Consider the following 25,521-nt stretch of genomic DNA (forward strand, 5'->3'; position numbering starts at 1 on the left):
CGCCTGCCGACACCGGTACGGCCGGCACGCCGGCCACCGGCACCGCCCCTGCGCCGGTGGACCCGCCCCTGCCGCCCGCCGACACCGGTGCGGCCGGCGCGCCGGACACCGGCAGCGCCCCCGCTCCCGTGGATCCGCCCCTGCCTTCCGCCGACACCGCCGCGCCCGGCGCTGGCAGCAGCCCGCCGGGCACGGGCGGCCTTTCGCTGTTCACGCCGTTCTCCTTGAAGCTGTCCGAACTGGACACCTTGCAGTCGCGCGGCGACATTGCCAAGCACCTGACACAGGCCGGCGTCGCGGCGGACGATGGCACCATCAGGCAAATCACCGAGCTGCGCCAGCAGATCATCCGCACCGGCGCGCTGGCCAGCCTGCCGCGCGTCTCCTTCGTGCTCGAAACCAACCAGCTCGACAAGCGTCTGGGCGACGTGCGCCAGCTCAATGAAAACGCCGGGCTCTGGATCAAGACCAGCCACGGGCGCGCCGACTACCAGCAGTTCCGCCTGAAGCACACGACGCTGCAGTTCGGCGTCGACCGCAAGCTGGGCAGGCAGCTGTACGGCATCATGGGCAGCTATACACAGGGTTCCGGCCAGGGCGAAGGACCGTTGTCGGAGCGGCACACCACAGGCGGTATCGGCCTCTACTACGCCCTGATCCACGAGGACGGCCCGTTCGTTGACGTGATCGCCAAGTACCTGAAGACCAACCAGACTTACCAACTGCCAAGCCGCTTGAACATGGCCGCGCAGGACGCGCGGTCGACATCGCTGCTGGCCAGCGTGCAGGCGGGATGGCGGCAGGACTTGTTCGACGGCGGGGCCTTCATCGAGCCATCAGTCGAAGTCGTCGCGGGAACCACCAGCGGCTATACCCTGCATGGCGACAAGGGCGGTGTCGATATCCGCGTCAATGCCAGCAGGCCGGTCTATGCCAAGATCGGCGCCGCCGTCGGCCTGAACCTGCAGTCCGATGAGCAGCATGCGCTGGCCCTGTCCGCCGGCTTGTTCCGGCTGCAGAATCTGCGGCGCGGCGGCAGCATCGATATCGTGAACAACAGCAGTGCGGACGACGTGCTGCGCAATCCGATGGCGGACGATAGCCGCTATCTGGTCAACCTGTCGCTGAACGCCAGACTGTCCGCCAACTGGCGTCTCTACAGCCAGGTCGAAAGCAGTTTCGCCGGCAAGCTGAAACACGACTACAACGGCCAGATTGGGGTGCGCTATCAATTCTGAGCGCAGCCGGCCGCGCCCGCGTCATCGGCGCCGATGACGCGGGCGCGTTGCGCGACGACGCCACGGCATCGCCGCTACAGCATTTCGTCGCGCAGGTAATACCAGCGGTACAGCAGCGCCTGCCCCAGCCGGCGGAATGGCGCGAACAGGTGGCCCGGCAACGGCGAATCGTAGATCGGCAGATCCCACGCCAGGCCGTCCTGGCCCATCATGCGCTGCGCCAGACGGCGGCCCGCATGGGCCGAGAACGCCACGCCGTTGCCGCCATAGCCGAAGGCGTAATACACCTGCCGCGCCGGGTCCGGCCGGGTGATGCGCGGCATCATGTCGTGGCTGACATCGACCCAGCCCCACCAGGAATAGTCCACCTCGATGCCGCGCAAGGCCGGAAACTTGCGCGCCAGGCCTTCGCGCAGCAGCGCCAGATGGCGCGGCTGCTGGGCGTCGGCGCCGCGCAGCGCGCTGCGGCTGCCGATCTGCATGCGGCCGTCCGGCAGCAGGCGGTAGTAGAAACGCAGCGTGCGGGTATCGGTGATGAACACCGTGCTCTTGAGGCCGGCGCGGGCGCGTTCGTCCGGCGTCAGTACCCGGGTCACCATGGAGTTGGACAGGATCGGCATAATGCGATTGTCGAGCAGGCGGTTCACGCCCTGCGCCGTGTAGCCGCCGGTGGCGAAGGCCACCCGTTTGGCCCGCACGGTGCCGCCGGGCGTGCGTAACCGATAGCCGCCACCCTCCTCGCTCCAGCCCAGCACCGGGCTGCCCGGATGGATGCGCGCGCCCAGCGCGCGGGCCTGGCGCATATAGCCGTATGCCAGTTTCAGGGGATGCACGCCGATACCGTCCGGCTCGTGCAGCGCGCCCATCGCCTCATGGTCATCGACATAGCGCTCGCGCAACTCGTCCCGGGTCAGCATGCGCGTGTCGTAGCCGAACTGCTCGCGCATCACCCGCGCCTCGTTGCGCAGAAAGGCCATCTTCTTCTCGCGGTGCGCGGTGTACAGATGGCCGCCGGGCTGCGCGTCGCAATCGATGCCCGCCACCAGGCTCTTCCAGTAATCGAAGCCCTCGTGGATCTCGGCATCCAGGCGGCGCGCGGTATCCAGCCCCCAGCGCTCGATCCATTGCGAACGGTACAGCCGCCCCGACGCGTTCTGGCCCTGGCCGCCATTGCGGCTGGTGCAGCCCCACACGGCGCGGTTGGCTTCCAGCACCACGGCCCGCACGCCATAGTCGCGCGCCAGCGCAAGCGCCGCCGACAAGCCGGTGAAGCCGGAGCCGACGATCACCACGTCGGCCTCGATATCTCCCTGGATCGGCCCGTCGTCGGCCGGCGGCGCGCCGGCGGTGTCGACCCAGTAGGTCGGCGCATACTCCTGCCCGCGCCCTGGCAACGACACCAGCGGATCGTAGCGCGGGTCATAGGCGCTGGCGGCGGGGCTCGCCGCCACGGCCGGCCTGCCGGCGGGGTCGATGGCGGCATCGGCGGTATTCGACGGATCGGAAGACATAGCGGCATCCATGGGGCGATATCCGGTGATGGCGGCGGCTCAGGCCCGGGCCGGCATGGCCGGACGTTGCTTGCGCAAGGCATTCTTGACGCGGATCTTGCCGTCGTGGAACGTGAAGACGTCGACCATGTCCGCCTCGATCCGCGAGCCGTCCGCCGCCGTGCCGGTGAAGGTGCATTCGGACACGCCGCGCTCGCCCGCCACCCAATGGCGGCCGTTGTTCCACTGCGCATCCGGAAAGTTCTTCCAGGCCGCCTCGAAGGCCGCCCGGACCGCGGCGCGGCCGCTATGCCGGGTTCCCCAGCGCTCGGGACCGCCCACCGTTTCGAAGATGCAGTCGTCGCTCATGAAGGACATCAGGGCATCGATGTCGTGGCGATTCCACGCGGCCGCGAACTCGGCCAGCATGTCCACGGTGACGGTCTTTTGCATTGCCTACCCTCCTCGATCGCCAGGCGCGACATGCGCCAGGCTCCAGTCCCAAGGTACGCGGCGGGGTGTGGCAGGGTCTAGAACCAGACGCGGCAAATCGCTTGCACCAGAAGGACCGGGACGGCGCCCTGGTGCCGCTCGCGCGGCCTCACGCAGCGGCCGGCCCCAGCCGCGCGGTCAGCTCGTCCCCGTGCGCCATGGCGCGCATGCCGATGAACACCAGCGAGGGCGAGCACGCGTCGTCGGGGCGCGCCGCCTGCGTGTCGAAACGCACCCGGCGCCCGGCCCATTGCACCAAGACCCAGCCATGGCGCTCGGTGCGCAGCCAGCCTTTGGCGCGCAGCCAATGGCGCGGCAATCGCCGCAATGCATCGGCCAGGCGGTCGGCATGCAGCGTGACGGGCGCCGGCCAGAGCCAGCTCTGGAACGGATGGCGCGGATCGTCGCCGTCCCCGGCGCGCGCGTGCCCGGGACCGGTGTGCGAGTGCGAGTGCGGCTGCGCCGGGTGGCCGCCAGGCGCCGCGCCAGCCGCATGGCCGCCATCCGCCAGGCCGAGCAATGCGCCGATGTCCAACCGCCCCTCGCGCGTGGACACGATCGGCGCCCCGCCCGACTGGGTGCGTAGCCAGTCCCGCAACGCCGGCAGTTGCGCCGCCGGCAGCAGGTCGGTCTTGTTCAGCACCAGCAGGTCGGCCGCGCGCAATTGGCGCCGCGCGGTGTCGGCCAGCAGCGGATCGTCGAGCGTGCCGCGGATCGCGCCCGCGTCCACCAGCACCACCACCGCTTCCAGCTGCAGCAGCGGATCCGACAACCCCACCTGCGCAATGCGCCCGGGATCGGACACGCCGCTGGCCTCGATCACGATCCACTCGGGCGCCGGCTCCAGGGCCAGCACCCGCGCCAACGCGTCGTCCAGTCCGCCCGCCATCGCGCAGCAGACGCAACCATTGGCCAGGCGGATCACGTTGTCGGCACGCCGCGCCAACAAGCCCGCGTCGATATCGACCGGGCCGAAATCGTTGACCAGCAACGCGGCCCGGCGCCCGCCGGCCGCCAGCACGTGGTTCAGCAAGGTGGTCTTGCCGGCGCCCAGGAAGCCTCCCACCACCGTCAGCGGAATGCGCGCCATGTCAGGCCGCCCGGGGCGTCAGCGGCCGGCCGCCGATGACGGTGCCAAGCACGTCGATGTCTTTGAGCCCCTGCGGCGGCACCGCCAGCGGATCGTCGCGCAGCACGCAGAAATCGGCATGCTTGCCCACCTCGATCGAGCCGACCAGGTGATCCATGTGCAGTGTGTAGGCCGCGCCCAGCGTGATGGCGCGCAGCGCCGCCTCGACGCTGATGCGCTCGGACGCGCCCAGCACCCGGCCCGCAGCGGTCTGGCGGTTGACGGCGCACCAGGCGGTGAACAGCGGCCCCAGCGGCGTGATCGGCGCGTCCGAATGGATCGCGAACGGCACCCCGGCCCGCGCGGCCGAGGCGCAGGCGTCCATGCGGTTGGCGCGGTCCGGCCCCATGGTCGACGCGTAATGCGCATCGCCCCAATAGAAGATGTGGTTGGCGAACAGGTTCACGCAGATACCCAGACTGGCCATGCGGCGGAACTGGGCGGCGTCGGCCATCTGGCAGTGCTGCAGCGTGTGGCGGTGATCGCGCCGCGGGCTGCGGCGCAAGGCGCGGTCGATGGCATCGATCGCCAGTTCGGTGGCCTCGTCGCCGTTGGTGTGGATGTGCAGTTGCGCGCCGGCGTCATGATAGGCCTGCACCAGGGCGTCCAGCTCGCCCGGCGCGATGACCCAGATGCCGTTGGGCGCGCCGTTGTAGTAGCCCGGCCAGCGCAGCCGGGCGGTGAAGCCCTGGATGGAACCGTCCACCACCAGCTTGACCATGCCCAGGCGCAGCTTGCCATGGTTGAGCCGGCCCGCCTCGCGCAGCTTGGCCAGGCAGGCGGCCGGGTCGCCGGCATAGGCCAGCGCCGACGCCGCCGGCACGATGCGCACCGGATAGTCCGGCTCGGCCGTGACCCGCGCCAGCGTCGCCAGGCCTTCATCGCCCAACTCGTTGACCAGGTCGGTGGCGGTGGTGACGCCGGCCCACTGCGCCACCTTGCCGAACATGCGCAGGCCGTTTTCCGACAGACCCACGGTGCGGAACGGATTGCCGATCAGCCGCATCACCGGGAACATGGCGGCGAATTCGCACAGCTCGCCGCTGGGCTGGCCGTCGGCGCAGCGGCTGATGCCTTCGATATCGGTATCGCGGTCGATGCCGGCGCGGGCCAGCATCGGCGTGTTCACATTCATCAGATGCATGCTGGCATGCATCACCACCACCGGCCGGTCGGCCGACACCGCGTCCAGGTCGCGCACGCTCATGCGCTGGCCGCCGAAGAAGATGGGATCGAAGCCCCAGCCGATCAATGTCTGCGCCGGCGCCAGGCCGGCGGCGAATTCACGCAGGCGCGCCGCTACCGCCTCAAAACTCTTCAGCCCCGGCCAGATGCGGCCGTCCGGCCCGCGGCGGTCGTAGTAGCCGACATAGGCGAACTGCCACATGCCGCCCTCCGGCAAGTGGCAGTGTCCCTCCACCAGCCCCGGCATGAGCACGTGATCGGCGTAGCGCTCGTCCAGCTCGGCCGGCCCCCAGCCGGCCAGATCTTCGCGGCTGCCCACGCCCAGGATGCGGCCATCACGCACCGCCACGTGCGTGGCGCGCGGTTGCGCCGGATTCATCGTCAGGATGGCGCGGGCGGCAAAGATGGTGGTGCGGGTGGCGGCGGTTGGCGCCGATCCCGGATGCGGCGTGTCATGCATGCTGCGTGCTCCAGTTCGAGGGGTCCGGCAGCGCCCGCAGGTCCGGCTTGTTCCAGGCCTTGCCCGGCACCGAATCGATCAGGCGGCGCGTGTATTCGTGTTGCGGGTGATAGAAAATCGTGGCGGCGCGATCCAGCTCCACCAGTTGGCCGTGCCGCATCACGGCGATGCGGTCGCAGATCTGTGCCGCCACGCGCAGGTCATGCGTGATGAACAGCACCGACAGGTCGAACTGGCCGCTGACGGTCTTGAGCAGATCCAGCACCTGGGCCTGGATCGACACGTCCAGCGCCGAGACCGCCTCGTCGGCCACCAGCAGCCGCGGCTTGAGCGCCAGCGCGCGGGCAATGCCGACGCGCTGGCGTTGCCCGCCCGAGAACTGGTGTGGATAGCGCTCGCCCGCGTCGCCGCCCAGCCCCACCAGGGCCAGCAGTTCGCGCGCCTCGCGCAGCGCGGCCTGGCGGTTCTGGCCAAAGCCGATCGGCCCCTGCGCCACCGAGTCGACCACGCGCTGGCGCGGGTTGAGCGAGGCGTACGGGTCCTGGAACACCATCTGGATCTGGCGCCGGTACGGGCGGAAATCCCGCGGCGTCATGCCCACCAGTTCGCGGCCATCCAGTCGCACACTGCCGCTGTCGGGCGCCACCAGCCCGATCAGGGCGCTGCCCAGGGTAGACTTGCCCGAGCCCGATTCGCCGACCAGTCCCAGGGTTTCGCCCTGCCGGATCTCCAGCGAGATATCGCGCAAGGCCTCGACCCGGCGGCCGCCGGTGACGTAGGTCTTGCACAAATGGGCGACCGTCATCAGCGGCGGCGTGGCGGCGCCCTCATCCTTGCCCTCGGGCTTGTGCGGCACCGCCGCGATCAGCTGGCGGGTATACGGGTGCCGCGGCCGGTTCAGGATCTCGTCGGCCGTGCCGGCCTCCACCACCGCGCCCTGACGCATCACCACGATGCGGTGGGCGATGTCGGCCACCACGCCGAAGTCGTGGGTGATGAAAATGACGCCGATCCCCATGCGCCGCTGGATGTCCTGGATGAGCGCCAGAATCTGCGCCTGGGTGGTGACATCCAGCGCGGTGGTGGGTTCGTCGGCGATCAACACGTCCGGCTCCAGCGCCAGCGCCATCGCGATCACCACGCGCTGGCGCTGGCCGCCGGACAGCTGGAACGGAAAGGCGTCGTACATGGCGCGCGGATCGGGCAGCAGCACCTGGCCGAACAGGTCCAGGACCCGCTGCTTGCGCGCGGCGGCGTTCAGGCTGGTGTGGCATGCCAGCACTTCGTCCACCTGCCGACCCACGCGCATGACGGGATTGAGCGCCGTCATGGGTTCCTGGAACACCATGCCGAACTTGCTGCCGCGCAGGCCCAGCCAATCCGCCGCCGACAGGCCGACCAAGTCGCGCCCGCCATACAGGATCCGGCCCTGGGTCACGCGCAGTTGGTCCGGCGGCAGCAGGCCCATGATGGCGTGCGCGGTGACCGACTTGCCCGACCCCGATTCCCCCACCACGCACAGGATCTCGTTGCGGTTGACGGTATAGGACACGCCCCGCACCACCGTCACGCCGCCGTGCGCGGTGGACACGCCGAGATCGTGGACTTCAAGCAGCGCGCTCATGCGGCCCTCCGTTTGCTGGCCAGCTTGGGGTTGAGGGCGTCGTTCAGGCCATCGCCGATCAGGCTCACCGCCAGCACCGTCAGGAAAATGGCCGCGCCCGGCAGCGTCACCGCCCACCAGGCGGTCAGGATGTACGGCCGGTTGCTGCCGATCATCAGGCCCCAGCTCATCACGTTGGGATCGCCCAGGCCCAGGAACGACAGACCGGCCTCGAACAGGATGGCGGTGCCGATCGCCAGCGTCGCCGAGACGATCAGCGGCGCCAGCGCATTGGGCAGGATCACGCGCCAGATGATGCGCGCATTGCTCGATCCGATCACTCTTTCGGCCAGCACGTATTCGCGCCGCTTCAGGCTCAGGAATTCCCCCCGCGCCAGACGCGCCGTGGCGGTCCAGCTGACCACGCCGATGGCCACGGCAATGGTGCCCAGCGAGGGGGAAAACAGCGTCACCAGCACCATGGCGAACAACAGCGCTGGCAGCACCTGGAAGAACTCGGTGATGCGCATCAGCGTTTCGTCGACCCAGCCGCCGTAGTAGCCAGCCAGCGCCCCCACCGTGATACCGATGGCCATCGACAGCACCGCCGCCACCACGCCGACCAGCAAGGTGGCGCGGCCGCCATAGATCATGCCGGTCAGCACGTCGCGGCCCAGGTAGTCCGAGCCCAGCAGCAGCTCGCCGCCGGGCGGCTCCATCGGCGCGCTGGCGATCTCGAACGGATCGGCTTGCAGCACCAGCGGGCCGAACAGCACCACCGCGAGGATGGCGGCCAGCAGCAGCAAGCCGATGAGCGCGCCCGGATTGCGGGCGAATGCGCGCAGCGCCTCGAACGACGGCCGCGCCGGGCGGGCGGTCGCTGGCGCGGCGGCGCCGGACAAAGCAGGAGGGACATGGCTCATGAGGTCTTTATCCTGGGATCGATCAGCCGGTAGGCCAGGTCGGTCAGCTGGTTCATCACCACCACCAGCAGCGACGCGAACAACAGAATGCCAAGCAGGGTCGGATAGTCGCGCCGCAGTACGGAATCGAACGCCAGCCGGCCCAGGCCCGGCCAGTTGAAGACCGTCTCCACCAGGATGGCGCCAGCCAGCACATTGCCGAACTGCAGGCCCAGCATGGTGACCACCGGCAGCACGCCGTTGCGCAGCGCGTGCCTGTACAGCACGACGCGTTCCGGCAGGCCCTTGGCGCGGGCGGTGCGGATGTAGTCGGCGGCCAGCGCGTCCATGACGCTGGCGCGCGCCAGCCGGCTGTACTGCGCCAGGTACACGAACGCCAGCGTGAAGGCCGGCAGCACCAGATGGTGCAGCACATCCAGCACCCCGGCCCATCCGTGCTCCGGACCGCCCGCCGAACGCATGTCCGACACCGGGAACCACGGCAACAGCGAGGCGAACAGGATGATCAGGATGATGCCGGTCCAGAACACCGGCGCCGAATAGCCGACGATCGACAGCAGCGTGATGCCTTGCGACAGCGGCCCGTTGGGTTTGCGCGCCGCCAGCGTGCCCAGCGCCGTGCCCGCCAGGAAGGCGCTGAGCACCGCCGTCACCACCAGCAGCAGCGTGGCCGGCACCCGCTCCCAGATCAGTTGGGCCACCGGCAAGTTGAAGAAGTAGGAATGGCCCAGGTCGCCGCGCGCCACCTGCCCCAAGTACAGCCCCAACTGCACCAGGAATGGCCGGTCCAGCCCGTACTGGGCGCGCAGTTGGGCCCGCAGTTCCTCGCTGATGCCGCCCATGGAGCCGGCGATGGTTTCGACCGGATCGCCGGGCGAGATGTGGATCAGCAGGAAGTTCAGCGTCACCACCGCCAGCAGCAATACCACCGCATAGCCGGTGCGACGCGCGAAATAGCGCAACATGGCTGCCCCCCCGCTACTGCAGATAGGTGTCGTCCAGCGGCGACAGCAGGCCCCAGATGCCATCGGGCAGGCCATGCACCTTCTTGGACGACAGCGTGTGGTACGGAATGAGGGTCAGGAAATCGATCGGCAGGTCCTCGGTCACGATCTGCTGGAACTGCGCATACAGCGCGCGGCGCTTGGCCTCATCGATCTCGGTGCCGGCCTGATCCAGCAACTGGTCGACCTTGGGGTTCCGGTACGACTGGGTGTTGGTCCAGATGATGTCGCGGATGTTGCTCGACAGGTAGGTGCGGTGCACGCCGATCACCGGGTCGCCCCAGTTGAAGACGATATCGGTGGTCATGTCGAAATCATGGCTGGCGATGCGCTTGGCCCAGGTCGGAAAGTCCGGCGACGCGCGCACCTGCACCGCGATGCCCACCTTCTTGAGCTGGCTGCGCAGGTATTCCGCGACGTTCTTGCCCTGCACGTCGCTGCCCGGCATATAGTCGACGGTCAGCGTCATGCGCTCGCCCTTGCCGTCCAGCTTGAAGCCGGCCTCATCCAGCAGTTGTCCGGCCTTCTTCAGGTCCAACGGGTACTTTTTCAGATCCTGGGTCGCATAAGGGCTGGCGGCCACGATCGGCCCGTCCGCCGGCTTGGCGAAGCCGGCGTTCAGCGCCTTGGTGATGAACCGCTTGTCGATGGCATAGGCGATCGCCTGGCGCACGCGAACGTCGTCCAGCGGCTTGCGCGCGGTATTGAACGCCAGCCAGCTGAGCGCGCCGATGCCTTCATAGCCGCGATCGGTCATGACGATCTGCGGATTGTCCTTGGCGCGCCGCAGAATGGTCGGCTCGGTCATGTACGGCAGCACGCCGATGTCGCCGCGCTCCAGGCCGATCAGCAGGTTGGTGGCATCGGGGTTGATCTTCACCACCACCCGGTCCAGATAGGGCTTGCCTTTCTCGAAGAACTTGTCGAAGCGCTCCAGCACGATCTCCTGGCCTGGCTTGAAGTCCTTGAGCGTGAACGGGCCCGAGCCGACCACGTTGGCGGAATTGCGCGGATGGTTCTTCAGGTCCTGGCCATCGCCATAGATGTGCTTGGGCAGCACCGGCATCAGCGCCGGCGACAGCGCCAGCAGGATGGCCGGATGCGGCTTGCTCATGCGCAGCACGGCGGTGTAGGGATCGGGCGTGTCGACGCGTTCGACCGGCGCCAGCATGCTCTGGAACGGATGGTTCTGCTTGACCGCCATCACCGAAAACGCCACGTCCGCCGAGGTCACCGGCTTGCCGTCGTGGAACAGCGCGTCATGGCGCAGGTGCAGGGTCAGGGATTTCGCGTCCGGCGCCAGCTCCCAGGACTGCGCCAGATAGGGCTGCGGTTTCCAATCGGCGTCGTAGCGCAGCGGGCTGGCGAACAACTGGGCGCTGGGCAGCCCCGTGGCGATGCCCGATTGCACCGCGCCATTCAGGTGTCGCGGCACCTGCGTCGAGCCGATCACCAGCGTGCCGCCCGGCTTGGGCGTGTCGGCGGCCTGGGCCACCGGCGTGCCGGCCACCACGGCCCAGGCTGTCAGTATTGCGGCAAAGCCGCGTTTTGCGCTGCGCATTCATCCACCCCTTGGCATTGTTGGCACGAGCCATTCAAACGATGGCTGTAGCGCTAGCCTAGTCAAGCCGGTGGCCCCCGCTTAGTACCAAACCGCCGGACTTGATGGGGCCAGGCTGGCGGCCGGCGCGGTTCAGCCCGCGCCGGCCGCCAACGCCCGCGCATACAGCGCCGCCACCGCGCAGCTGTCCACGCGCGCCTGCACCGCATCCGAGCGGCTGGTCAGCAGCACCGGCACGCGCGTGCCCAGCACCAGTCCGGCGGTGGCGGCGCCGGCCAGCCAGGTCAGTTCCTTGTAGAGCATGTTGCCGGCCTCGATGTCCGGCACCAGCAGGATGTCGGCATCGCCCGCCACCGGCGAAACGATGCCCTTCTGCTCGGCGGCCTGGCGCGAGATGGCGTTGTCGAAGGCCAATGGACCGTCGATCAGGCCGCCGCGGATCTGCTGGCGGTCGGCCATCTTCGACAGCGCGGCCGCGTCCAGCGTGGCCGGCATGGCCGGGTTGACCGACTCCGTGGCGCACAGCACCGCCACCTTGGGCCGCGCCACGCCCAGCGCGCGCGCCAGGTCGATGGCGTTCTGCGCGATGTCGGCCTTCTCCGGCAGGGTCGGGGCGATGTTGACGGCGGCGTCGGTCAGGATGAACAGCTTGGGATAGGCCGCAGCCGCCATCACGAAGGCGTGGCTGATACGCCGGGCCGTGCGCAGCCCGGACTCGCGCGCCACCACCGCCGACATGAAATGGTCGGTATGCAGGCTGCCCTTCATCAGCATGCCGACCGCGCCGTCGCGCGCCAGCGCCGCGGCGGCGCGCGCGGCCAGCGCCTCGTCGTCGGGGGTGTCGACGATCTCCAGCGCATCCGGCCGCAGGCCCATTTCGGCCATCACGCCTGCCAGCCGGGCCGCCGGCCCGACCAGCAGCGGCTCGATATAGCCGGCTTCGCGCGCCTGCATGGCGGCGCCCAGGCTGGCGGCGCACAGCGGATAGGCCACCGCCGTGCGCACCCGCCCGGCCGACAGCGCCGCGGCCCGCAGCGGCTCGAACAAGCGGTCGCTGGCCATGGCGTCAGCCGCGCACCGGATCGATCGGCAGCGGCACCTCGCCGGGCTGGAACGGCTGATTGACGTAGCGCTTGTACTTGTCCAGCAGGCGCAGCGGCTGCTTGAGCGCATCGCGCCGGAACGGGTCGCCCAGTTCCTGGCTCACCATCATCTCCAGCACCGTGGTCTTGCCCTCGGACTGCGCCTTGCAGGCCGCCTGCAACGCCGCGCCCACCTGGTCGGCATGTTCGACGCGGATGCCCTCGGCGCCCATGGCCCGCGCCAGCTCCGCGAAGTTGGGATTGAGCAGGTTGCTGCCGACGAAGCGGCGGCCGTAGAAGTCCACCTGGTTCTTCTTTTCCGCGCCCCACTGGCCGTTGTGGAACACCACCGCCGTGACCGGGATGCGCTCGCGCACGCAGGTCAGCAGTTCCTGAAAGCTCATGCACCAGGCGCCGTCGCCGACATAGGCCACCGCCGGCCGGTCGGGCCGGCCCAGCTTGGCGCCGATCAGCGCGGGCAAGGCGTAGCCGCAATTGCCGAAGCTCATGGCGGCCAGCATCGAATCGGGCTCGTCGAAGCGCAGGTAGCTGTTGGACACCGAGCAGATATTGCCGATGTCGGTGGACACCATCACGTGCCTGGGCATGGCGCGCTCCAGCTCGCGCAGCATGCGGCGCGGATGCATGCGGCCGCCGCCGTGTTCGATTATGTCCAGGCTCCAGTCGTCGCGCTCGTGCGACCAGCCGTCCAGCTCTTTTTCCCAGGCGCTTTTCTGCGCGGCGATCTCTGCGCCGCGTGCCGCCTTGGTGGCGACGCAGGCCACCTGGCGATCGCGCAGTTTCGCGGTCAATGCCGCCGCCGCCGGCCTGGCATCGCCGCAGATGCCCACCGACACCGGCCGCACCAGCCCCAGCATGCGGTGGTCGGCGTCCACCTGGATGATGCGCGCGCCTTGCGGCCAGTAGTCCAGCCCGTGCTGCGGCAAGGTGCCGAACGGGCCCAGGCGCGTGCCCAGCGCCAGCACCACGTCGGCCTGCGACAGCAGCTTCATGCCGGCCTTGGAGCCCTGGTAGCCGAGCGGCCCGCACCACAGCGGATGGCTGGCCGGGAAGGCATCGTTGTGCAGGTAGCTGGTAACCACCGGCGCGCCCAGCAGTTCGGCCAGCGCCACGCATTCAGCCTGGCCGGCCGAGAACAGCACGCCGCCACCCGCGACGATCACCGGAAATTTCGCCTCGGCCAGCAGGCGGGCGGCCGCTTCCAGGTCTTCTTCCGAGCCCGGGCCGCGGCGGATGCGGCGCGGCTCTGGAATGGCCACGTCGATCTCGCCATAGAAATAATCGCGCGGGATGTTCAACTGCGTCGGGCCGCGTTCGGCCAGCGCGTTGTCGAAGGCCTTCGCGGTGAATTCGGCCATGCGGTCGGGGCGGTTGACGTGCGCCTGGTACTTGGTGATGCACGAGAAGATCGGCAACTGCTCGGTTTCCTGGAAGCCGCCCAGGCCCATGCCGGACGTGCCGGTCTCGGGCGTGATCGCCACCACCGGGCTGTGGGCCCAATAGGCGGCGGCCACGCCGGTGACGAAGTTGGTGATGCCGGGGCCATTCTGCGCGATGCAGACGCCGTGGCGGCCGGTGACGCGCGAATAGCCGTCAGCCATGTGGGCGGCGCCCTGCTCGTGCACTGTCGGCACGAAGCGGATGCCGGCGGCGGGGAACAGGTCCAGCGCGTCCATGAAGGCCGAACCGACGATGCCGAAGACGTCCTTGACGCCTTGCGCCACCAGCGTCTCGACGAACGCCTCGCTGGGGGTCATGTGTTGCTTGCTGCTCATGGTCTCTCTCCTGGCGGACCGGCGCGGCTTGGATTGCATATTGGCCGGGGTGAACCGATACTGCAGCAGAAGCCTGGCGTTTCCCACCCCATGGCGTTCCATTTTCTGCAGAATCCGCACCAACCTGGCGGCCTTTCGCCAAATCTTCAAATATTGAAAGATGAAAGACGAATCCTCCGCGGCGCTGCGCGCGCTGACCCTGCTCGAACAGGTCGCTGGTTCCGAGGCGCCCGTGTCGCTGGCGGCGCTGACCGACGCCACCGGACTGCCCAAGCCCTCGGTGCTGCGCATCCTGTCGCGGCTGGTGGACGCCGGCATGCTGCTGCGCGAACCGGCCGGCAAGTGCTACATCACCGGCCCGCGCCTGTCGGCGCTGGCGCGCGATACCCTGCTCAATTCGCCGCTGCGGGCCGAGCGCCACCGCATCCTTGACAGCCTGGTCGACGAAATCGGCGAAACCTGCAACTGCACCATGCTGGATGGCGACGAGGTCATCTACCTGGACCGGGTCGAGACCGCCTGGCCGCTGCGCGTCAACCTGCAGCCCGGCTCGCGCGTGCCGCTACACTGCAGCGCCAGCGGCAAGCTGTTCCTGGCGCATATGCGGCGCGAGGCCCGCGCGCGCCTGCTGGCGGCGGCGCCGCTGCCGCGCTACACGCCCAACACCCTGTGCGAGACCGCCGCGCTCGAACGCGAACTGCTGGCGATCCGCAAGGAAGGCGCCAGCTTCGACCGCGAGGAATTCCTGCTGGGCATCGTCTGCATGGCGGTGCCGATCATGCGCGGGCGCCGCGCCATCGCGGCGGTGGCGCTGCATGCGCCGGTGGCGCGGCTGTCGATCGACGGCGCGCGCGCCTGGCTGCCGCGCATGCAGGAAGCGGCGCGGGCGCTGGCCGGCACCTACGAGCCGTTGCCCTGACCCCCGCTCGCGCCTGGCGCCCGGACGCGCCGGCTGGCGGCCCTGGCCGCCACGCCGGCCGATCCGGGGTCCAGGCCTTACACTGTCGGCCGAATCCGTATTTATCGCAGTTCCTGCGAGAGCCTGACCGTGACCCAGACCCCCTTTACCACCCTGCCCCTTTTGCCCGCCCTGCTCGACAACCTGCAAAGCCTGGGGTTCGAACAGATGACGCCGATCCAGGCGCAGAGCCTGCCGCTGATCCTGGAAGGCCGCGACCTGATCGCGCAGGCCAAGACCGGCAGCGGCAAGACCGCCGCCTTCGGCCTGGGCGTGCTGCACAAGCTCGACCCCACGCGCCTGGTGCCACAGGCCCTGCTGCTCTGTCCGACCCGCGAACTGGCCGACCAGGTGGCGCAGGAACTGCGCCGGCTGGCGCGCCAGATCGCCAACGTCAAGATCCTGACGCTGTGCGGCGGCGCCGCGGCGCGCCCGCAGGCCGAATCGCTGGCGCGCGGCACCCACATCGTGGTCGGCACGCCGGGCCGCATCCAGGACCACCTGGCGCGCGGCAGCCTGGACCTGTCGGGCCTGACCACGCTGGTGCTGGACGAGGCCGACCGCATGGTCGACATGGGCTTTTATGACGATATCGTCGCGATCGCCTCGCATTGCCCCGCCAAACGCCAGACCCTGCTGTTTTCGGCCACCTACCCCGACAACATCCGCAAGCTGAGCGCGCGCTTCCTGCGCAACCCGGCCGAAGTCAAGGTCGAGGCCCAGCATGACGCCAGCCGCATCGAGCAGATCTTCTACGAGATCGACCCGGGCGAACGCCTGGACGCGGTGGCCAGGCTGCTGGCGCATTTCCGTCCGGTCTCGACGCTGGCATTCTGCAACACCAAGGTCCGCAGCCACGACCTGGTCGAGCGGCTGCAGGCCGAGGGCATCAGCGCCCTGGCGCTGAACGGCGACCTGGAGCAGCGCGAGCGCGACGAGATCCTGATCCAGTTCGCCAACCAGAGCTGCGCCGTGCTGGTGGCCACCGACGTGGCCGCGCGCGGGCTGGACATCCAGAACCTGGGCGCGGTCATCAACGTCGACGTCACCAAGGACACCGAGGTCCATGTGCACCGCATCGGGCGCAGCGGCCGCGGCGAGCAGAAGGGGCTGGCGCTGAGCCTGTGCTCGCCCGACGAAATGCGCTGGGCCAACCTGATCGAGCAATACCAGGGCGCGCCGCTGACCTGGGGCGACATCAAGTCGCTGCGCCCCAAGGCCGACCGGCCGCTGCGCGCACCCATGGTGACCCTGTGCATCCAGGGCGGCAAAAAGGACAAGCTGCGGCCCGGCGACCTGCTGGGCGCGCTGACCGGCGACGGCGGCCTGGCCTTCGAGCAGGTCGGCAAGATCAACATCACCGAGTTCAACGCCTACGTGGCGCTGGACCGCAAGATCGCCAAGCAGGCCTTCGCGCGCCTGTCCAACAGCAGTATCAAAGGCCGGCGCTTCCGCATGCGCTACCTCGAGGAACTGTAAGCATCCGTCCGCGCCGCCCTCGCTCCAGGGGGCAAAACGCTTGCTGGTCATATTCGGGATTTGTAATAATGGCCCACCTCGCGCGCCCCGGCGCGCGAGCGGGAACCAACGGCTCGGCATGCGTTCCAACCGGCGCATCGCATCCCCTAAACCACCATAAGAGAAATCCACCATGATCAAATCCGACGACACCGGCAAGCTGATCCTGCGCCTGACCCTCGGCATTCTGATTCTGCTCCATGGCCTGTTCAAGATCAGCGGCGGCGGCGTTGGCGGCATCGCCGGCATGCTGTCCTCGCACGGCCTGCCCGGCTTTCTGGCCTACGGCGTCTACATCGGCGAGATCATCGCGCCGGTGCTGCTGATCATCGGCGTCTACACCCGCCTGGGCGGCCTGATCATCGCCATCAACATGGTGGTCGCGATCCTGCTGGCGCACACCGGCCAGCTCGGCAGCCTGACCAACAACGGCGGCTGGGCGCTGGAACTGCAGGGCATGTTCCTGTTCACGGCCCTGGCCATCGCCTTCATGGGCGCCGGCCGCTTCAGCCTGGCCGGCAACGGCGGTCGCTGGAACTGATTGCCCGGGCCCGTCCCCGCCCCCCTGCAAGACCGCCGCAAGGCGGTCTTTTTCATGGACGGCGCCAGGGCGGCGGCCGGAACAATTGCTACGAACGACATCAACGGTCACGCCCGCGCAAACATCCGTCACCTGAAAGCTGTTTCGGAACCATTACAGGCCCCGAACCCGGCGCCCGAATCGTGGCCTAATCCCTACGAGCCCAGACATGGCGTGACGCACGCCCGGTGCCCGGCAGGAGATTGACCATGAAGAAGACGATTGCGCTGATGCTGGCCATGGCCAGCGCCCTCACCGGCTGTGTGGTGGTGCCGGCACGGCCGGCGTATTACCGCCCGGCGCCCGCTTATTACTATTACCCCGCGCCGCACTACTACTACCACGGTGGCTACTACCACGGCTATTGATCCGCGCCCCCGCCGCGCAAAGGAAACGCCATGAATGCGTACGCCCCGCTCGCCCGCCTGCGGCCGCTGGCCGCCGCCGCCCTGATGACGCTCTGCGCCGGCGCGGTGGCGCAGACCTACGCGCCACCGCCCGCCCCGGCCGCGCCCGCCTATGACAACGGCGATCCCGCCAACGCCAACCTGGCGCCGATCGACCGCAGCCCGCAACCGCCGCCACCCTTGCCCGTCTACGCCCAGCCGCCCGCCCCCGGCGACGGCTACATGTGGGTGCCGGGCTATTGGAGCCTGAACCGCTACGGCTTTTTCTGGGTGCCGGGCGCCTGGGTGCTGGCGCCGTATGCGGGCGCGTTGTGGACCCCGGGCTACTGGGGCTTCGTCGACGGCATCTACCGCTGGCACGCCGGCTACTGGGGACCGCACATCGGTTTCTACGGCGGCATCAACTATGGCTTCGGCTATATCGGCATCGGCTACGTCGGCGGTTACTGGAATCACGATCGCTTCTACTACAACCGCGCCGTGACCAATGTGAATGTCACGCGCGTGACCAACGTCTACAACCATACGGTGGTGGTCAACAACAACATCGACAACCGCCGCGTCAGCTATAACGGCGGCCCGGCCGGCATCCAGCGCCGCGCCGACCCGCGCGAACTTGCCGCGCGCAACGAGCCGCACCATCCGCCGACCGACATGCAGCGTGGCTTCGTGCGCACGGCCGGCGGCAACCGCGCCCAGTTCTTCGACCACAATCAGGGCCGGCCGCCGCAGGCGTTCATCGAACATGCGCCGGGGCGCGGCCAGCCGCAGGCGCGGCCGCCGCACAACGCGCCAACGGCCCAGCCGCAGATGCAACCGCAGGCGCGCCCCCACCAGGCCCCGCCCCCATCGCGGCCGCAATCAGGTCCACGCCCCGGCCCGGCCCCGGACAATCTGGCGCCCCACGCGCCGCGCGAGTCGCGCGAGCCACACGCCGCGCCCGCCAACCGGCCCGAGGCCAGGCCCCAGGGCAACCCGCAACATGGCGGCGGCCGCTCGCCCGGCCGCCAGGAACCGCAACGCGGCGGCGATCGCGGCGCCCCGCATGAACGCGGCCGCGACTGATGCCGCGTCCGCCGGGCTGGATTCCGGCGGACGTCGCGGCTACAGTGGTAAGGCCTGGCCCGCGTCGATGTCCCCGCGGGCGTCGGCCCCCTGATTCACGGAGACTCCATGAAGCGCCTTGCCCCCCTGTTCCTCGCCTGCGGCCTGCTGGCCGGCCCCGCCGCCCAGGCCGCCCTCAATGTCGGCGCGCCCGCGCCCGACTTCAGCGCCCAGGCCTCGCTCGGCGGCAACGTGTTCACTTTCAAGCTGGCCGAGGCGCTCAAAAAGGGGCCGGTGGTCCTGTATTTCTATCCCGCCGCGTTTACGGCCGGCTGCACCATCGAGGCCCATGATTTCGCCGAGGCCACCGACGAATACAAATCGCTGGGGGCCACCGTCATCGGGGTCTCGGCCGACGACATCGACACCCTGAACAAATTCTCGGTCAGCGAATGCCGCAGCAAGTTCGCCGTGGCCGCCGATGGCGACGGCAAGATCATGAAGGCCTACGACGCGGTGCTGGACGCGCGCCCCGACCTCGCGCAGCGCGTGTCCTACGTGATCACCCCTGACGGCAAGATCCTGTACGAATACACCAACATGAATCCCGAGGCCCACGTCAGCAACACCATGCGCGCGCTGCGCGCCTGGAAGGCCAGCCAGAAGTAGCGGCGTTGGTCCCATGACCGGTTGAACGCGGCGCGGGCGCGGCAGGCCCGCGCCGCGAAACAATGGCAACAAGAGTTTTCCGCACCGGGCCGGCCTGCGCGCCTCCGCCGGGCCGGCCCGCGCGCGGCGCCCACCCCGCCAATGCTGGCGTTACGGCCCGTCGCGGCATCGCGGCGGGCATGCCGACCCTCGCCAGGCGCCCCCCGGGGCCGCCGCGCCATGTTTCAAGCCGCGCCGCCGGCGTTGCGATGCGTGCAGGAACCAGTAGCATGCGCGCTCGACATTCCATTCAGCCCTCATTCAAGGACCGATCCATGATGCTGTCGCGCCCGCGTGTCGCCCTGTCCGCCCTTACGCTCACGCTGGCCCTGTCGGGTTGCGTGGCCCCGTCCTCCACGGCCGATTACGGCACCATGGACGACCCGCGCTACGCTCAGTTGCTGGACATGATCGACGCGGCGTTGCAGGACAACATGACGGTGGTGCTGGTGGCCGACCTGATGCCACACGCCACGCTGAAGGACGCCATGACCATGACCCAGTGGACCGGCAACGTGATCTGGCTGAACGCGGCCGAACCCCGCATCACCTTCGGCCGCAAGTTCCAGAACAATTCGCTGCAACGCGACAAGGACGCCACCTATCTGTTCAAGGCCTTCGAGGTGCACATCCTGCCGCCCGGCAAATACCTGCTGACCGGCGGCGACGACTATCGCCTGAACGCCCTGCTGGACCAGGTCGGCGCCCAGCCCGGCCCAGCCGGCTCCGGCCGCGGCGCCAACGGCACCGCCTATCTGTCGCCGGAGCTCTACCGCGAGTTCTACAAGGAGACCAACTGGCACCCCGGCAGCACCAGCACGCAAATCAGGACGCGCAAAGTCTGCACCGCCGTGCACATGGCGTCCGGCGCCTGCGTCAGCTGGGGCGAACAGCAGTACACCGAAACCACGCCAGGCGTGCTGGCCGGTTATTACGAGGACACCACGTCGCGCGACATCCCGGCGATCAAGGTGCAGGCGCGCATCCCGCCGCGGCAGGCACTGGCCAGCTTCACGCTCAAGGGCGGTCAATTCGTCCTGAGCCGGCGCATGCACCTGAAGACGCCCAGCTATCAGTACAAGCAATCGGCCTGCCGCGCGGTCGATCCCAAGATGATCGAATGTCCGCTCGAGAATCTGACGGTCTACACCCGTCCGGCGCCGATGGCGTTTTCGCAGAAACTGTTCGCGCAGCGCGCCAATCTCAGCGACCAGCACCGCGCCTTGCTGGCGCGCCTGGAGCCGATGCAGATCACGCCGCTGGGCCACCAGGGCATGGAGGATCCGATCTGGGGCGTGCCGCTGTCGTTGCGCAAGGGCAAATAGCGGCCTGACCCGTTAGTTGAACGGCCACACCGTCGGATGCGTGCCAGGCGGGCTCGACGGCCGCGTCCAGCGCGCTGGCGTCAGCGAGAACTGCGCCGCGTGGCGCAGCGCCACCAGCTCGCCGAAACCCGACGGTTCGGTTTCCAGCAGCCCGGCGAAGCCAGGCATCGGACAGGTCAGGCCGCCATCGACGCGGCCCAGCGACCGCAGCCAATGCGCGGTCCGCGCCAGCGACACCCGCACATGCCAGCTGCCGCCCTCGGTGGCCTGGCGCGCCAGCGCCACCTGCGCGCCAAACGCCATCAGGTAACCCGAAGCGTGATCCAGGATCTGCATCGGCAACGGTTTGGGCGCATCCTGGCCGGCGGCCTCGGCTTCGGCGTGGTTGAAGCCGGCGGCGGTCTGCACCAGCGAATCGAAGCCCCGGCGGTTGGCCCAGGGGCCGGTGGCGCCATAGGCCGACAGCGACACATACACGATGCCGGGCCGCAGGCGCGCCGCGTCCTGCGGCCCGAAGCCCAGCGCGGCCATGCCGCCGGGCCGGTAGCCCTGCACGAACACATGCGCGCTGCGCAGCAGATTGGCCAGCGCGATACGGCCATCGGCGGTGTCCAGGTCGGCCTGCACCGACAGCTTGCCGCGGCTGGTGTCGATCAGGTTGGCGATGTTCGGCAGATGCGGCGAATTCACCAGCATCACGTCGGCGCCGTAGGCGGCCAGCGCCCGGCCGCAGACCGGGCCGGCGATGATGCGGGTCAGGTCGAGCACGCGGATGTCCTTGAGCGGACGCGCATCGTGCCCGTACTTGGGCAAGGGCCGCGGATCGGCCTCGCCGATGCGCTCGATCGTCAGCAGCGGTTGCGCCGCGACCGCCTGACCTTGCGGGTGGCGGTCCCATTCATCGAAACTGCGCATGGCGGCCACCACCATGCCGGCATCGGCCGCCACCTGCTCGAAATCCGCCGCCCGCCAGCGCGCCAGCGCCTGCTCAACCGCCGCGCGAGTGGCGCCGTCGCCGGTGGGACAGCCCAGCAACGCCAGGGCGCCGTCACGATGATGCGGAAAATTGGCGTGGATGCGTACCCAGCCGCCATCCCCGCAACGATAGGCGCCGGTGATCGGATCGCGCGGATCGGGCGCCACGCCGTTGATGGTGAAATGGCTGCGGCATTCCTGCGCGGCATGCAGCATGTCGACGCCGACCTGTTGGCGCTCGCCACCGCGCAGATGCCAGATCTCCGCCGCCGCCAGCGCCGCGGCCGCCATGCTGGCCTGCGCCGCCGTGCCCACCGCGAACGATGAAGGCAGCACCGGATCCGCGCCGGTCAACACCACGTGCTCAAGCGCCTCGTCCGGCAGTTCGAGCGAGCGCCACAACTGTTGCAAAACGTCGCGCGGCGTCTTGGCGGCGGAGGGGCGTCCCTTGAGGAAGGACGGGCGCAGATCCATCAGATGTCCCATGGTTTTCGTCTTTTTTGTCTGTTGAATGAATTACATGGCGGCCCGGACAACCCCGTCAATACGGGGAAAGCGCCAGCGTGTTTCATGGTTTGACCGTCCGGGGCGGTCCACGCGCCGGCTTTGGCTGCGGGACGCCCGGTCCGTGCCCCGATCGGCCGCGTCCGGGCCGGTCACATCTACTCGTAGTTTTTACAAGGTGTGCGCAGTGGCGGCGCGCCTGCCGACCGGGGCGCGCCCGCGGGCGCGATGCGGCGGCATCCTGGCCGTGCGGGCCCGCGCGCTAGAATGCCAGCCTTGCCGCGCCCCCTTGCCCTCCGGACTCCCGCATGCATACCCTGACCTGGCTGCGCACCGACCTGCGCCTGCACGACAACCCCGCCCTGGCGGCCGCGGCCGCGCAAGGCCATGTCACCGCCCTGTTCATCGCGGCGCCCGGCCAGTGGCGCCAGCATGGCGAGGCCTCGGCCAAGGTGGATTTCTGGCTGCGCAACCTGCACACGCTGTCGCGCGATCTGGCCCGGCTCGGCATTCCGCTGAAACTGCTGACCGTGGACACCTGGGCGCAGGTGCCCGACGCGCTGCTGCGCTTCTGCGCCGAACACGGCATTACGGCAGTCCACGCCAATACCGAATGGGCTGTCAACGAGCGGCGCCGCGACGACGCAGTGGCGTGCCGCCTGGCCGCGGCCGGCATCGACTGGACGCTGCACCATGGCGCCTCGCTGCTGCGTCCCGGCACGGTGGTAACCGGCAAGGGCGATTGCTACCGTGTCTACACCCCTTACGCGCGCGCCTGCCGCGAACGCCTGCGCAGCGCGCCACTGCGCGCGATCCCGGCGCCCCGCGCGCAGACGCCGCCGGCCTGGAGCGCGGACCCCCTGCCCGAGGCTTTCGAGGGCCATGCGCCCGCCAGCGATGCCATCCGCGCCCTGTGGCCGGCCGGTGAAGCCGCCGCCCGCGACCGGCTCGATGCCTTCACCGACGGCGTCATCGACGCCTACCGCGACGAGCGCGACTTCCCCAGCCTGCCCGCCACCAGTTGCCTGTCGCCCTATCTGGCGGCCGGCGTGCTGTCGCCCGGCCAGGCGCTGCGCGCGGCGCTGGCGGCCAACCACGGCGAACTGGAAAGCGGCAAGGCGGGCGTGGCCACCTGGATCAACGAACTGCTGTGGCGCGAGTTTTACCAGCACCTGCTGGCCGCCTGCCCGGCCCTGTCGATGCATCAGCCCATGAAGCCCGAGACCGCCGCGGTGCCGTGGCGCGATGCGCCCGACGACCTGCGCGCGTGGCGGCAAGGCCGCACCGGCATTCCCATCGTCGATGCCGCCATGCGGCAACTGCTGGCGCTGGGCTGGATGCACAACCGGCTGCGCATGGTCACCGCCATGTTCCTGTCCAAGAACCTGCTGATCGACTGGCGCCTGGGCGAGGCCTGGTTCATGGCGCACCTGGTCGACGGCGACCTGGCGGCCAACAACGGCGGCTGGCAATGGAGCGCCTCCACCGGCGCCGACTCGGTGCCCTACTTCCGCGTCTTCAACCCGCTGTCGCAATCGCGCAAGTTCGATCCGCGCGGCGCGTTCCTGCGCGAATGGCTGCCCGAGCTGGCGCATCTGGACGACAACGCCATCCACGATCCCAGTCCGATGGAACGGGCGGCGGCCGGCTACCCCGCGCCCATCGTCGACCTGCCGCAGAGCCGGCTGCGCGCGCTGGAGGCCTTCGGCAATCTGCCCAAGGCCTGAACGCCAACCAAAATCGTCCATCACATCACGATTGACCGCCGGGGCAATCGTATATGTTTCGTATAATTTCAGAACATTTTGATATATATCAACCCGGCAATATCGTCCGTCCCCGATGATCCGGCAGCAACACGCCCCCCGCCCATCACAGGACGAATGACGCATGCGCAACAACCAGCCGGTCTACGACAAGGAATACACGCTACACGACGAGCAGTACCTGATCTCGCGCACCGACGCCCGCGGCCGCATCATCTACGCCAATCCCGCGTTCGTCGAGGTCAGCGGCTTCACGCGCGAGGAACTGGTGGGCGCGGCCCACAACATCGTGCGCCACCCCGACATGCCCGAGGCCGCCTTCGAGGATCTCTGGCACACCATCCAGCGCGGCGAATCCTGGACCGGCGTGGTCAAGAACCGCCGCAAGGATGGGGGCTATTACTGGGTGCTGGCCAACGTCACGCCCATCATCGAACGCGGCGAGACCGTCTGTTATGCCTCGGTGCGGGTCAAACCGAGCCGCGCCCAGATCGAGGCCGCCGACGCCGCCTACCGCCGCTTGCGCGACGGCAGCGCGCGCGGCTTCAAGCTCAGCCGCGGCCAGGTCAAGCCCACCGGCCTGCGCGGCGTACTGGCCTGCCTGAAACTGTGGCGCCTGACCGGGGTGCGTTCGCGCATGCTGGCCTGGGCCATGCTGGCCTCCAGCCTGTTCCTGGGCGCGGCCGGCGTAGCGCTGTACGGCATGCTCGACCGCATGAGCACCGAAGAGATCGCCCTGGCCGGCGCCATGCTGGCCACGGGCGTGATCCTGATCTTCGCCTCCGGCTGGGGCTTTGCGCGCTCGATCACCGGCCTGCTGGTCACCGCCACCGACTTCACCCGCCAGATCGCCGCCGGCAATCTCAGCACCCCCCTGCCGCCGGCCAGCATCCGCGACGAGATCGGCGCGTTGAAATTTTCGCTGGAAGTAATGCGCAAGAGCCTGGTCAGCATCACCCGCGACGTTCACAACGGCATCGAAAGCGCGCTGACCTCGGCCGCCGAGATCGCCGATGGCAACGCCGACCTCTCGGCCCACACCCAGCACCAGGCGGCCTCGCTGGAGGAAGCCGCGGCCAGCATGGAACAGCTCGCGTCCACGGTGAAGCAGACCGCTACCAATGCCCACGGCGCCGACCAGATGGCCAGCCAGGCATCCGACGTGGCCCGGCGCGGCGGCGAAGTGGTCGACGACGCGGTGCGGGCGATGCAGGGCATCGTGCAAAGCACCGCGCGCATCAGCGAGATCGTCGGCATCATCGATGGCATTGCCTTCCAGACCAATATCCTGGCGCTGAACGCGGCGGTGGAAGCGGCGCGCGCCGGCGAGGCCGGCAAGGGTTTCGCGGTGGTGGCCACAGAAGTGCGCAGCCTGGCGCAGAAAAGCGCCACCGCCGCGCGCGAGATCAAGGAATTGATCGAGGCCTCGAACCATCGGGTCGAGGACGGCGTGCGCCATGTCGAGCGCGCTGGCGAGGCCATGCTCGACATCGTCGGCTCGGTGCAACAGGTGACCCAGATCGTCAACGAGATCGCCGCCACATCCAACGAACAGCACGCCGGCATCGACAATGTCAGCCGCACCATCTCGGAAACCGACAGCGCCGCGCAGCGCAACGCGGCGCGGGTCGAGCAGGCCAGCCGCGCGGTCGACAACCTGCGCACGCGCGGCGCGCAGCTGCGCCACGCCATCGAGGTGTTCCGCATCGCCGGCGCCCAGACCGTGCTGCCCAAGCGCGCCGCGGCGCCAGCGGCGGCGGCCTTGCTACCCAC

At 69.1% G+C, this 25,521-nt stretch carries 21 protein-coding genes; 10 read left to right on the plus strand and 11 right to left on the minus strand.

Features of this window, described 5'->3' with window-relative positions; translation table 11 throughout:
- Positions 1-1,238 (plus strand): autotransporter outer membrane beta-barrel domain-containing protein (locus HV701_RS24790; protein WP_217467989.1); only part of this gene is annotated, 1,238 nt, incomplete at its 5' end.
- Between the two features lie 74 nt (positions 1,239-1,312).
- On the opposite strand, the gene HV701_RS24795 is transcribed toward HV701_RS24790, so the two are convergent.
- From HV701_RS24795 to xsc, 10 genes are all read right to left on the minus strand, one after another.
- Complete coding sequence (locus HV701_RS24795) at positions 1,313-2,749, minus strand: NAD(P)/FAD-dependent oxidoreductase (RefSeq protein ID WP_175135657.1); 1,437 nt, start codon at positions 2,747-2,749, stop codon at positions 1,313-1,315.
- A 39-nt stretch (positions 2,750-2,788) separates the two neighbouring features.
- Entirely contained in the window at positions 2,789-3,181 is a 393-nt protein-coding gene (locus HV701_RS24800) for a nuclear transport factor 2 family protein (protein ID WP_175135658.1), read from the minus strand.
- A gap of 148 nt (positions 3,182-3,329) precedes the next feature.
- Positions 3,330-4,310, minus strand: coding sequence for a CobW family GTP-binding protein (locus HV701_RS24805; RefSeq protein ID WP_175135659.1), 981 nt, complete (start codon positions 4,308-4,310; stop codon positions 3,330-3,332).
- A 1-nt stretch (position 4,311) separates the two neighbouring features.
- Positions 4,312-5,994: an amidohydrolase gene (locus tag HV701_RS24810; RefSeq protein ID WP_175135660.1), complete on the minus strand. Its 1,683-nt coding sequence runs from the start codon at positions 5,992-5,994 to the stop codon at positions 4,312-4,314.
- Positions 5,987-7,618, minus strand: a complete 1,632-nt coding sequence (locus HV701_RS24815) for an ABC transporter ATP-binding protein (RefSeq protein ID WP_175135661.1) — start codon at positions 7,616-7,618, stop codon at positions 5,987-5,989. Before HV701_RS24815 ends, HV701_RS24810 begins: the two co-directional genes overlap by 8 nt.
- Positions 7,615-8,520, minus strand: coding sequence for an ABC transporter permease (locus tag HV701_RS24820; protein ID WP_175135662.1), 906 nt, complete (start codon positions 8,518-8,520; stop codon positions 7,615-7,617). Before HV701_RS24820 ends, HV701_RS24815 begins: the two co-directional genes overlap by 4 nt.
- Positions 8,517-9,485 carry an ABC transporter permease gene (locus HV701_RS24825; RefSeq protein ID WP_175135663.1) on the minus strand — a complete coding sequence of 323 codons (969 nt, stop codon included), beginning with the start codon at positions 9,483-9,485 and terminating at the stop codon, positions 8,517-8,519. The genes HV701_RS24820 and HV701_RS24825 overlap by 4 nt, the downstream gene beginning before the upstream one ends.
- 13 nt (positions 9,486-9,498) lie before the next feature.
- Positions 9,499-11,085 carry an ABC transporter substrate-binding protein gene (locus tag HV701_RS24830; protein WP_175135664.1) on the minus strand — a complete coding sequence of 529 codons (1,587 nt, stop codon included), beginning with the start codon at positions 11,083-11,085 and terminating at the stop codon, positions 9,499-9,501.
- Between the two features lie 132 nt (positions 11,086-11,217).
- Complete coding sequence (locus HV701_RS24835; RefSeq protein WP_175135665.1) at positions 11,218-12,147, minus strand: bifunctional enoyl-CoA hydratase/phosphate acetyltransferase; 930 nt, start codon at positions 12,145-12,147, stop codon at positions 11,218-11,220.
- A 4-nt stretch (positions 12,148-12,151) separates the two neighbouring features.
- Positions 12,152-13,963: a sulfoacetaldehyde acetyltransferase gene (gene xsc, locus HV701_RS24840; RefSeq protein ID WP_175135666.1), complete on the minus strand. Its 1,812-nt coding sequence runs from the start codon at positions 13,961-13,963 to the stop codon at positions 12,152-12,154.
- 160 nt (positions 13,964-14,123) lie between these two features.
- On the opposite strand from xsc, the gene HV701_RS24845 reads away from it, so the two are divergent.
- From HV701_RS24845 to HV701_RS24875, 7 genes are all read left to right on the plus strand, one after another.
- Positions 14,124-14,882 (plus strand): IclR family transcriptional regulator, encoded by a 759-nt coding sequence (locus HV701_RS24845; protein ID WP_175135667.1) that lies wholly within the window; start codon positions 14,124-14,126, stop codon positions 14,880-14,882.
- 129 nt (positions 14,883-15,011) lie between these two features.
- On the plus strand, positions 15,012-16,400 hold the full coding sequence (gene dbpA, locus HV701_RS24850) for an ATP-dependent RNA helicase DbpA (protein WP_175135668.1): 1,389 nt from the start codon (positions 15,012-15,014) through the stop codon (positions 16,398-16,400).
- A gap of 172 nt (positions 16,401-16,572) precedes the next feature.
- Complete coding sequence (locus HV701_RS24855) at positions 16,573-16,980, plus strand: DoxX family protein (protein WP_175135669.1); 408 nt, start codon at positions 16,573-16,575, stop codon at positions 16,978-16,980.
- Between the two features lie 248 nt (positions 16,981-17,228).
- Positions 17,229-17,387 (plus strand): hypothetical protein, encoded by a 159-nt coding sequence (locus tag HV701_RS24860; protein ID WP_175135670.1) that lies wholly within the window; start codon positions 17,229-17,231, stop codon positions 17,385-17,387.
- Positions 17,388-17,417: 30 nt separating this feature from the next.
- Entirely contained in the window at positions 17,418-18,491 is a 1,074-nt protein-coding gene (locus tag HV701_RS26890; RefSeq protein WP_254595245.1) for an adenylate cyclase, read from the plus strand.
- Between the two features lie 108 nt (positions 18,492-18,599).
- On the plus strand, positions 18,600-19,139 hold the full coding sequence (locus HV701_RS24870; RefSeq protein ID WP_175135671.1) for a peroxiredoxin: 540 nt from the start codon (positions 18,600-18,602) through the stop codon (positions 19,137-19,139).
- A gap of 314 nt (positions 19,140-19,453) precedes the next feature.
- The gene (locus HV701_RS24875) at positions 19,454-20,503 is read left to right on the plus strand and encodes a hypothetical protein (protein ID WP_175135672.1); all 1,050 of its coding nucleotides are present in this window, start codon (positions 19,454-19,456) and stop codon (positions 20,501-20,503) included.
- A 12-nt stretch (positions 20,504-20,515) separates the two neighbouring features.
- On the opposite strand, the gene HV701_RS24880 is transcribed toward HV701_RS24875, so the two are convergent.
- Positions 20,516-21,964 (minus strand): CoA transferase, encoded by a 1,449-nt coding sequence (locus HV701_RS24880; RefSeq protein ID WP_175135673.1) that lies wholly within the window; start codon positions 21,962-21,964, stop codon positions 20,516-20,518.
- Positions 21,965-22,290: 326 nt separating this feature from the next.
- Between HV701_RS24880 and phrB the strand changes: the two genes are divergently transcribed.
- Together phrB and HV701_RS24890 are read left to right on the plus strand one after the other, a co-directional pair.
- Positions 22,291-23,709: a deoxyribodipyrimidine photo-lyase gene (phrB, locus tag HV701_RS24885; RefSeq protein ID WP_175135674.1), complete on the plus strand. Its 1,419-nt coding sequence runs from the start codon at positions 22,291-22,293 to the stop codon at positions 23,707-23,709.
- 163 nt (positions 23,710-23,872) lie between these two features.
- Positions 23,873-25,521: methyl-accepting chemotaxis protein (locus tag HV701_RS24890; RefSeq protein ID WP_254595246.1), on the plus strand; the 1,649-nt coding region annotated here is incomplete at its 3' end.

This window comes from Achromobacter pulmonis (assembly GCF_902859765.1).
Taxonomy (GTDB): Bacteria; Pseudomonadota; Gammaproteobacteria; order Burkholderiales; family Burkholderiaceae_B; genus Achromobacter; species Achromobacter pulmonis.

Bases quoted from the DNA above. Each gene is read 5' to 3' on its own strand.
- HV701_RS24795 (WP_175135657.1), bottom strand. From the start codon at position 2,749: ATGTCTTCCGATCCGTCGAATACCGCCGATGCCGCCATCGACCCCGCC.
- HV701_RS24800 (WP_175135658.1), bottom strand. From the start codon at position 3,181: ATGCAAAAGACCGTCACCGTGGACATGCTGGCCGAGTTCGCGGCCGCG.
- HV701_RS24805 (WP_175135659.1), bottom strand. From the start codon at position 4,310: ATGGCGCGCATTCCGCTGACGGTGGTGGGAGGCTTCCTGGGCGCCGGC.
- HV701_RS24810 (WP_175135660.1), bottom strand. From the start codon at position 5,994: ATGCATGACACGCCGCATCCGGGATCGGCGCCAACCGCCGCCACCCGC.
- HV701_RS24815 (WP_175135661.1), bottom strand. From the start codon at position 7,618: ATGAGCGCGCTGCTTGAAGTCCACGATCTCGGCGTGTCCACCGCGCAC.
- HV701_RS24820 (WP_175135662.1), bottom strand. From the start codon at position 8,520: ATGAGCCATGTCCCTCCTGCTTTGTCCGGCGCCGCCGCGCCAGCGACC.
- HV701_RS24825 (WP_175135663.1), bottom strand. From the start codon at position 9,485: ATGTTGCGCTATTTCGCGCGTCGCACCGGCTATGCGGTGGTATTGCTG.
- HV701_RS24830 (WP_175135664.1), bottom strand. From the start codon at position 11,085: ATGCGCAGCGCAAAACGCGGCTTTGCCGCAATACTGACAGCCTGGGCC.
- HV701_RS24835 (WP_175135665.1), bottom strand. From the start codon at position 12,147: ATGGCCAGCGACCGCTTGTTCGAGCCGCTGCGGGCCGCGGCGCTGTCG.
- xsc (WP_175135666.1), bottom strand. From the start codon at position 13,963: ATGAGCAGCAAGCAACACATGACCCCCAGCGAGGCGTTCGTCGAGACG.
- HV701_RS24845 (WP_175135667.1), top strand. From the start codon at position 14,124: ATGAAAGACGAATCCTCCGCGGCGCTGCGCGCGCTGACCCTGCTCGAA.
- HV701_RS24855 (WP_175135669.1), top strand. From the start codon at position 16,573: ATGATCAAATCCGACGACACCGGCAAGCTGATCCTGCGCCTGACCCTC.
- HV701_RS24860 (WP_175135670.1), top strand. From the start codon at position 17,229: ATGAAGAAGACGATTGCGCTGATGCTGGCCATGGCCAGCGCCCTCACC.
- HV701_RS26890 (WP_254595245.1), top strand. From the start codon at position 17,418: ATGAATGCGTACGCCCCGCTCGCCCGCCTGCGGCCGCTGGCCGCCGCC.
- HV701_RS24870 (WP_175135671.1), top strand. From the start codon at position 18,600: ATGAAGCGCCTTGCCCCCCTGTTCCTCGCCTGCGGCCTGCTGGCCGGC.
- HV701_RS24875 (WP_175135672.1), top strand. From the start codon at position 19,454: ATGATGCTGTCGCGCCCGCGTGTCGCCCTGTCCGCCCTTACGCTCACG.
- HV701_RS24880 (WP_175135673.1), bottom strand. From the start codon at position 21,964: ATGGGACATCTGATGGATCTGCGCCCGTCCTTCCTCAAGGGACGCCCC.
- phrB (WP_175135674.1), top strand. From the start codon at position 22,291: ATGCATACCCTGACCTGGCTGCGCACCGACCTGCGCCTGCACGACAAC.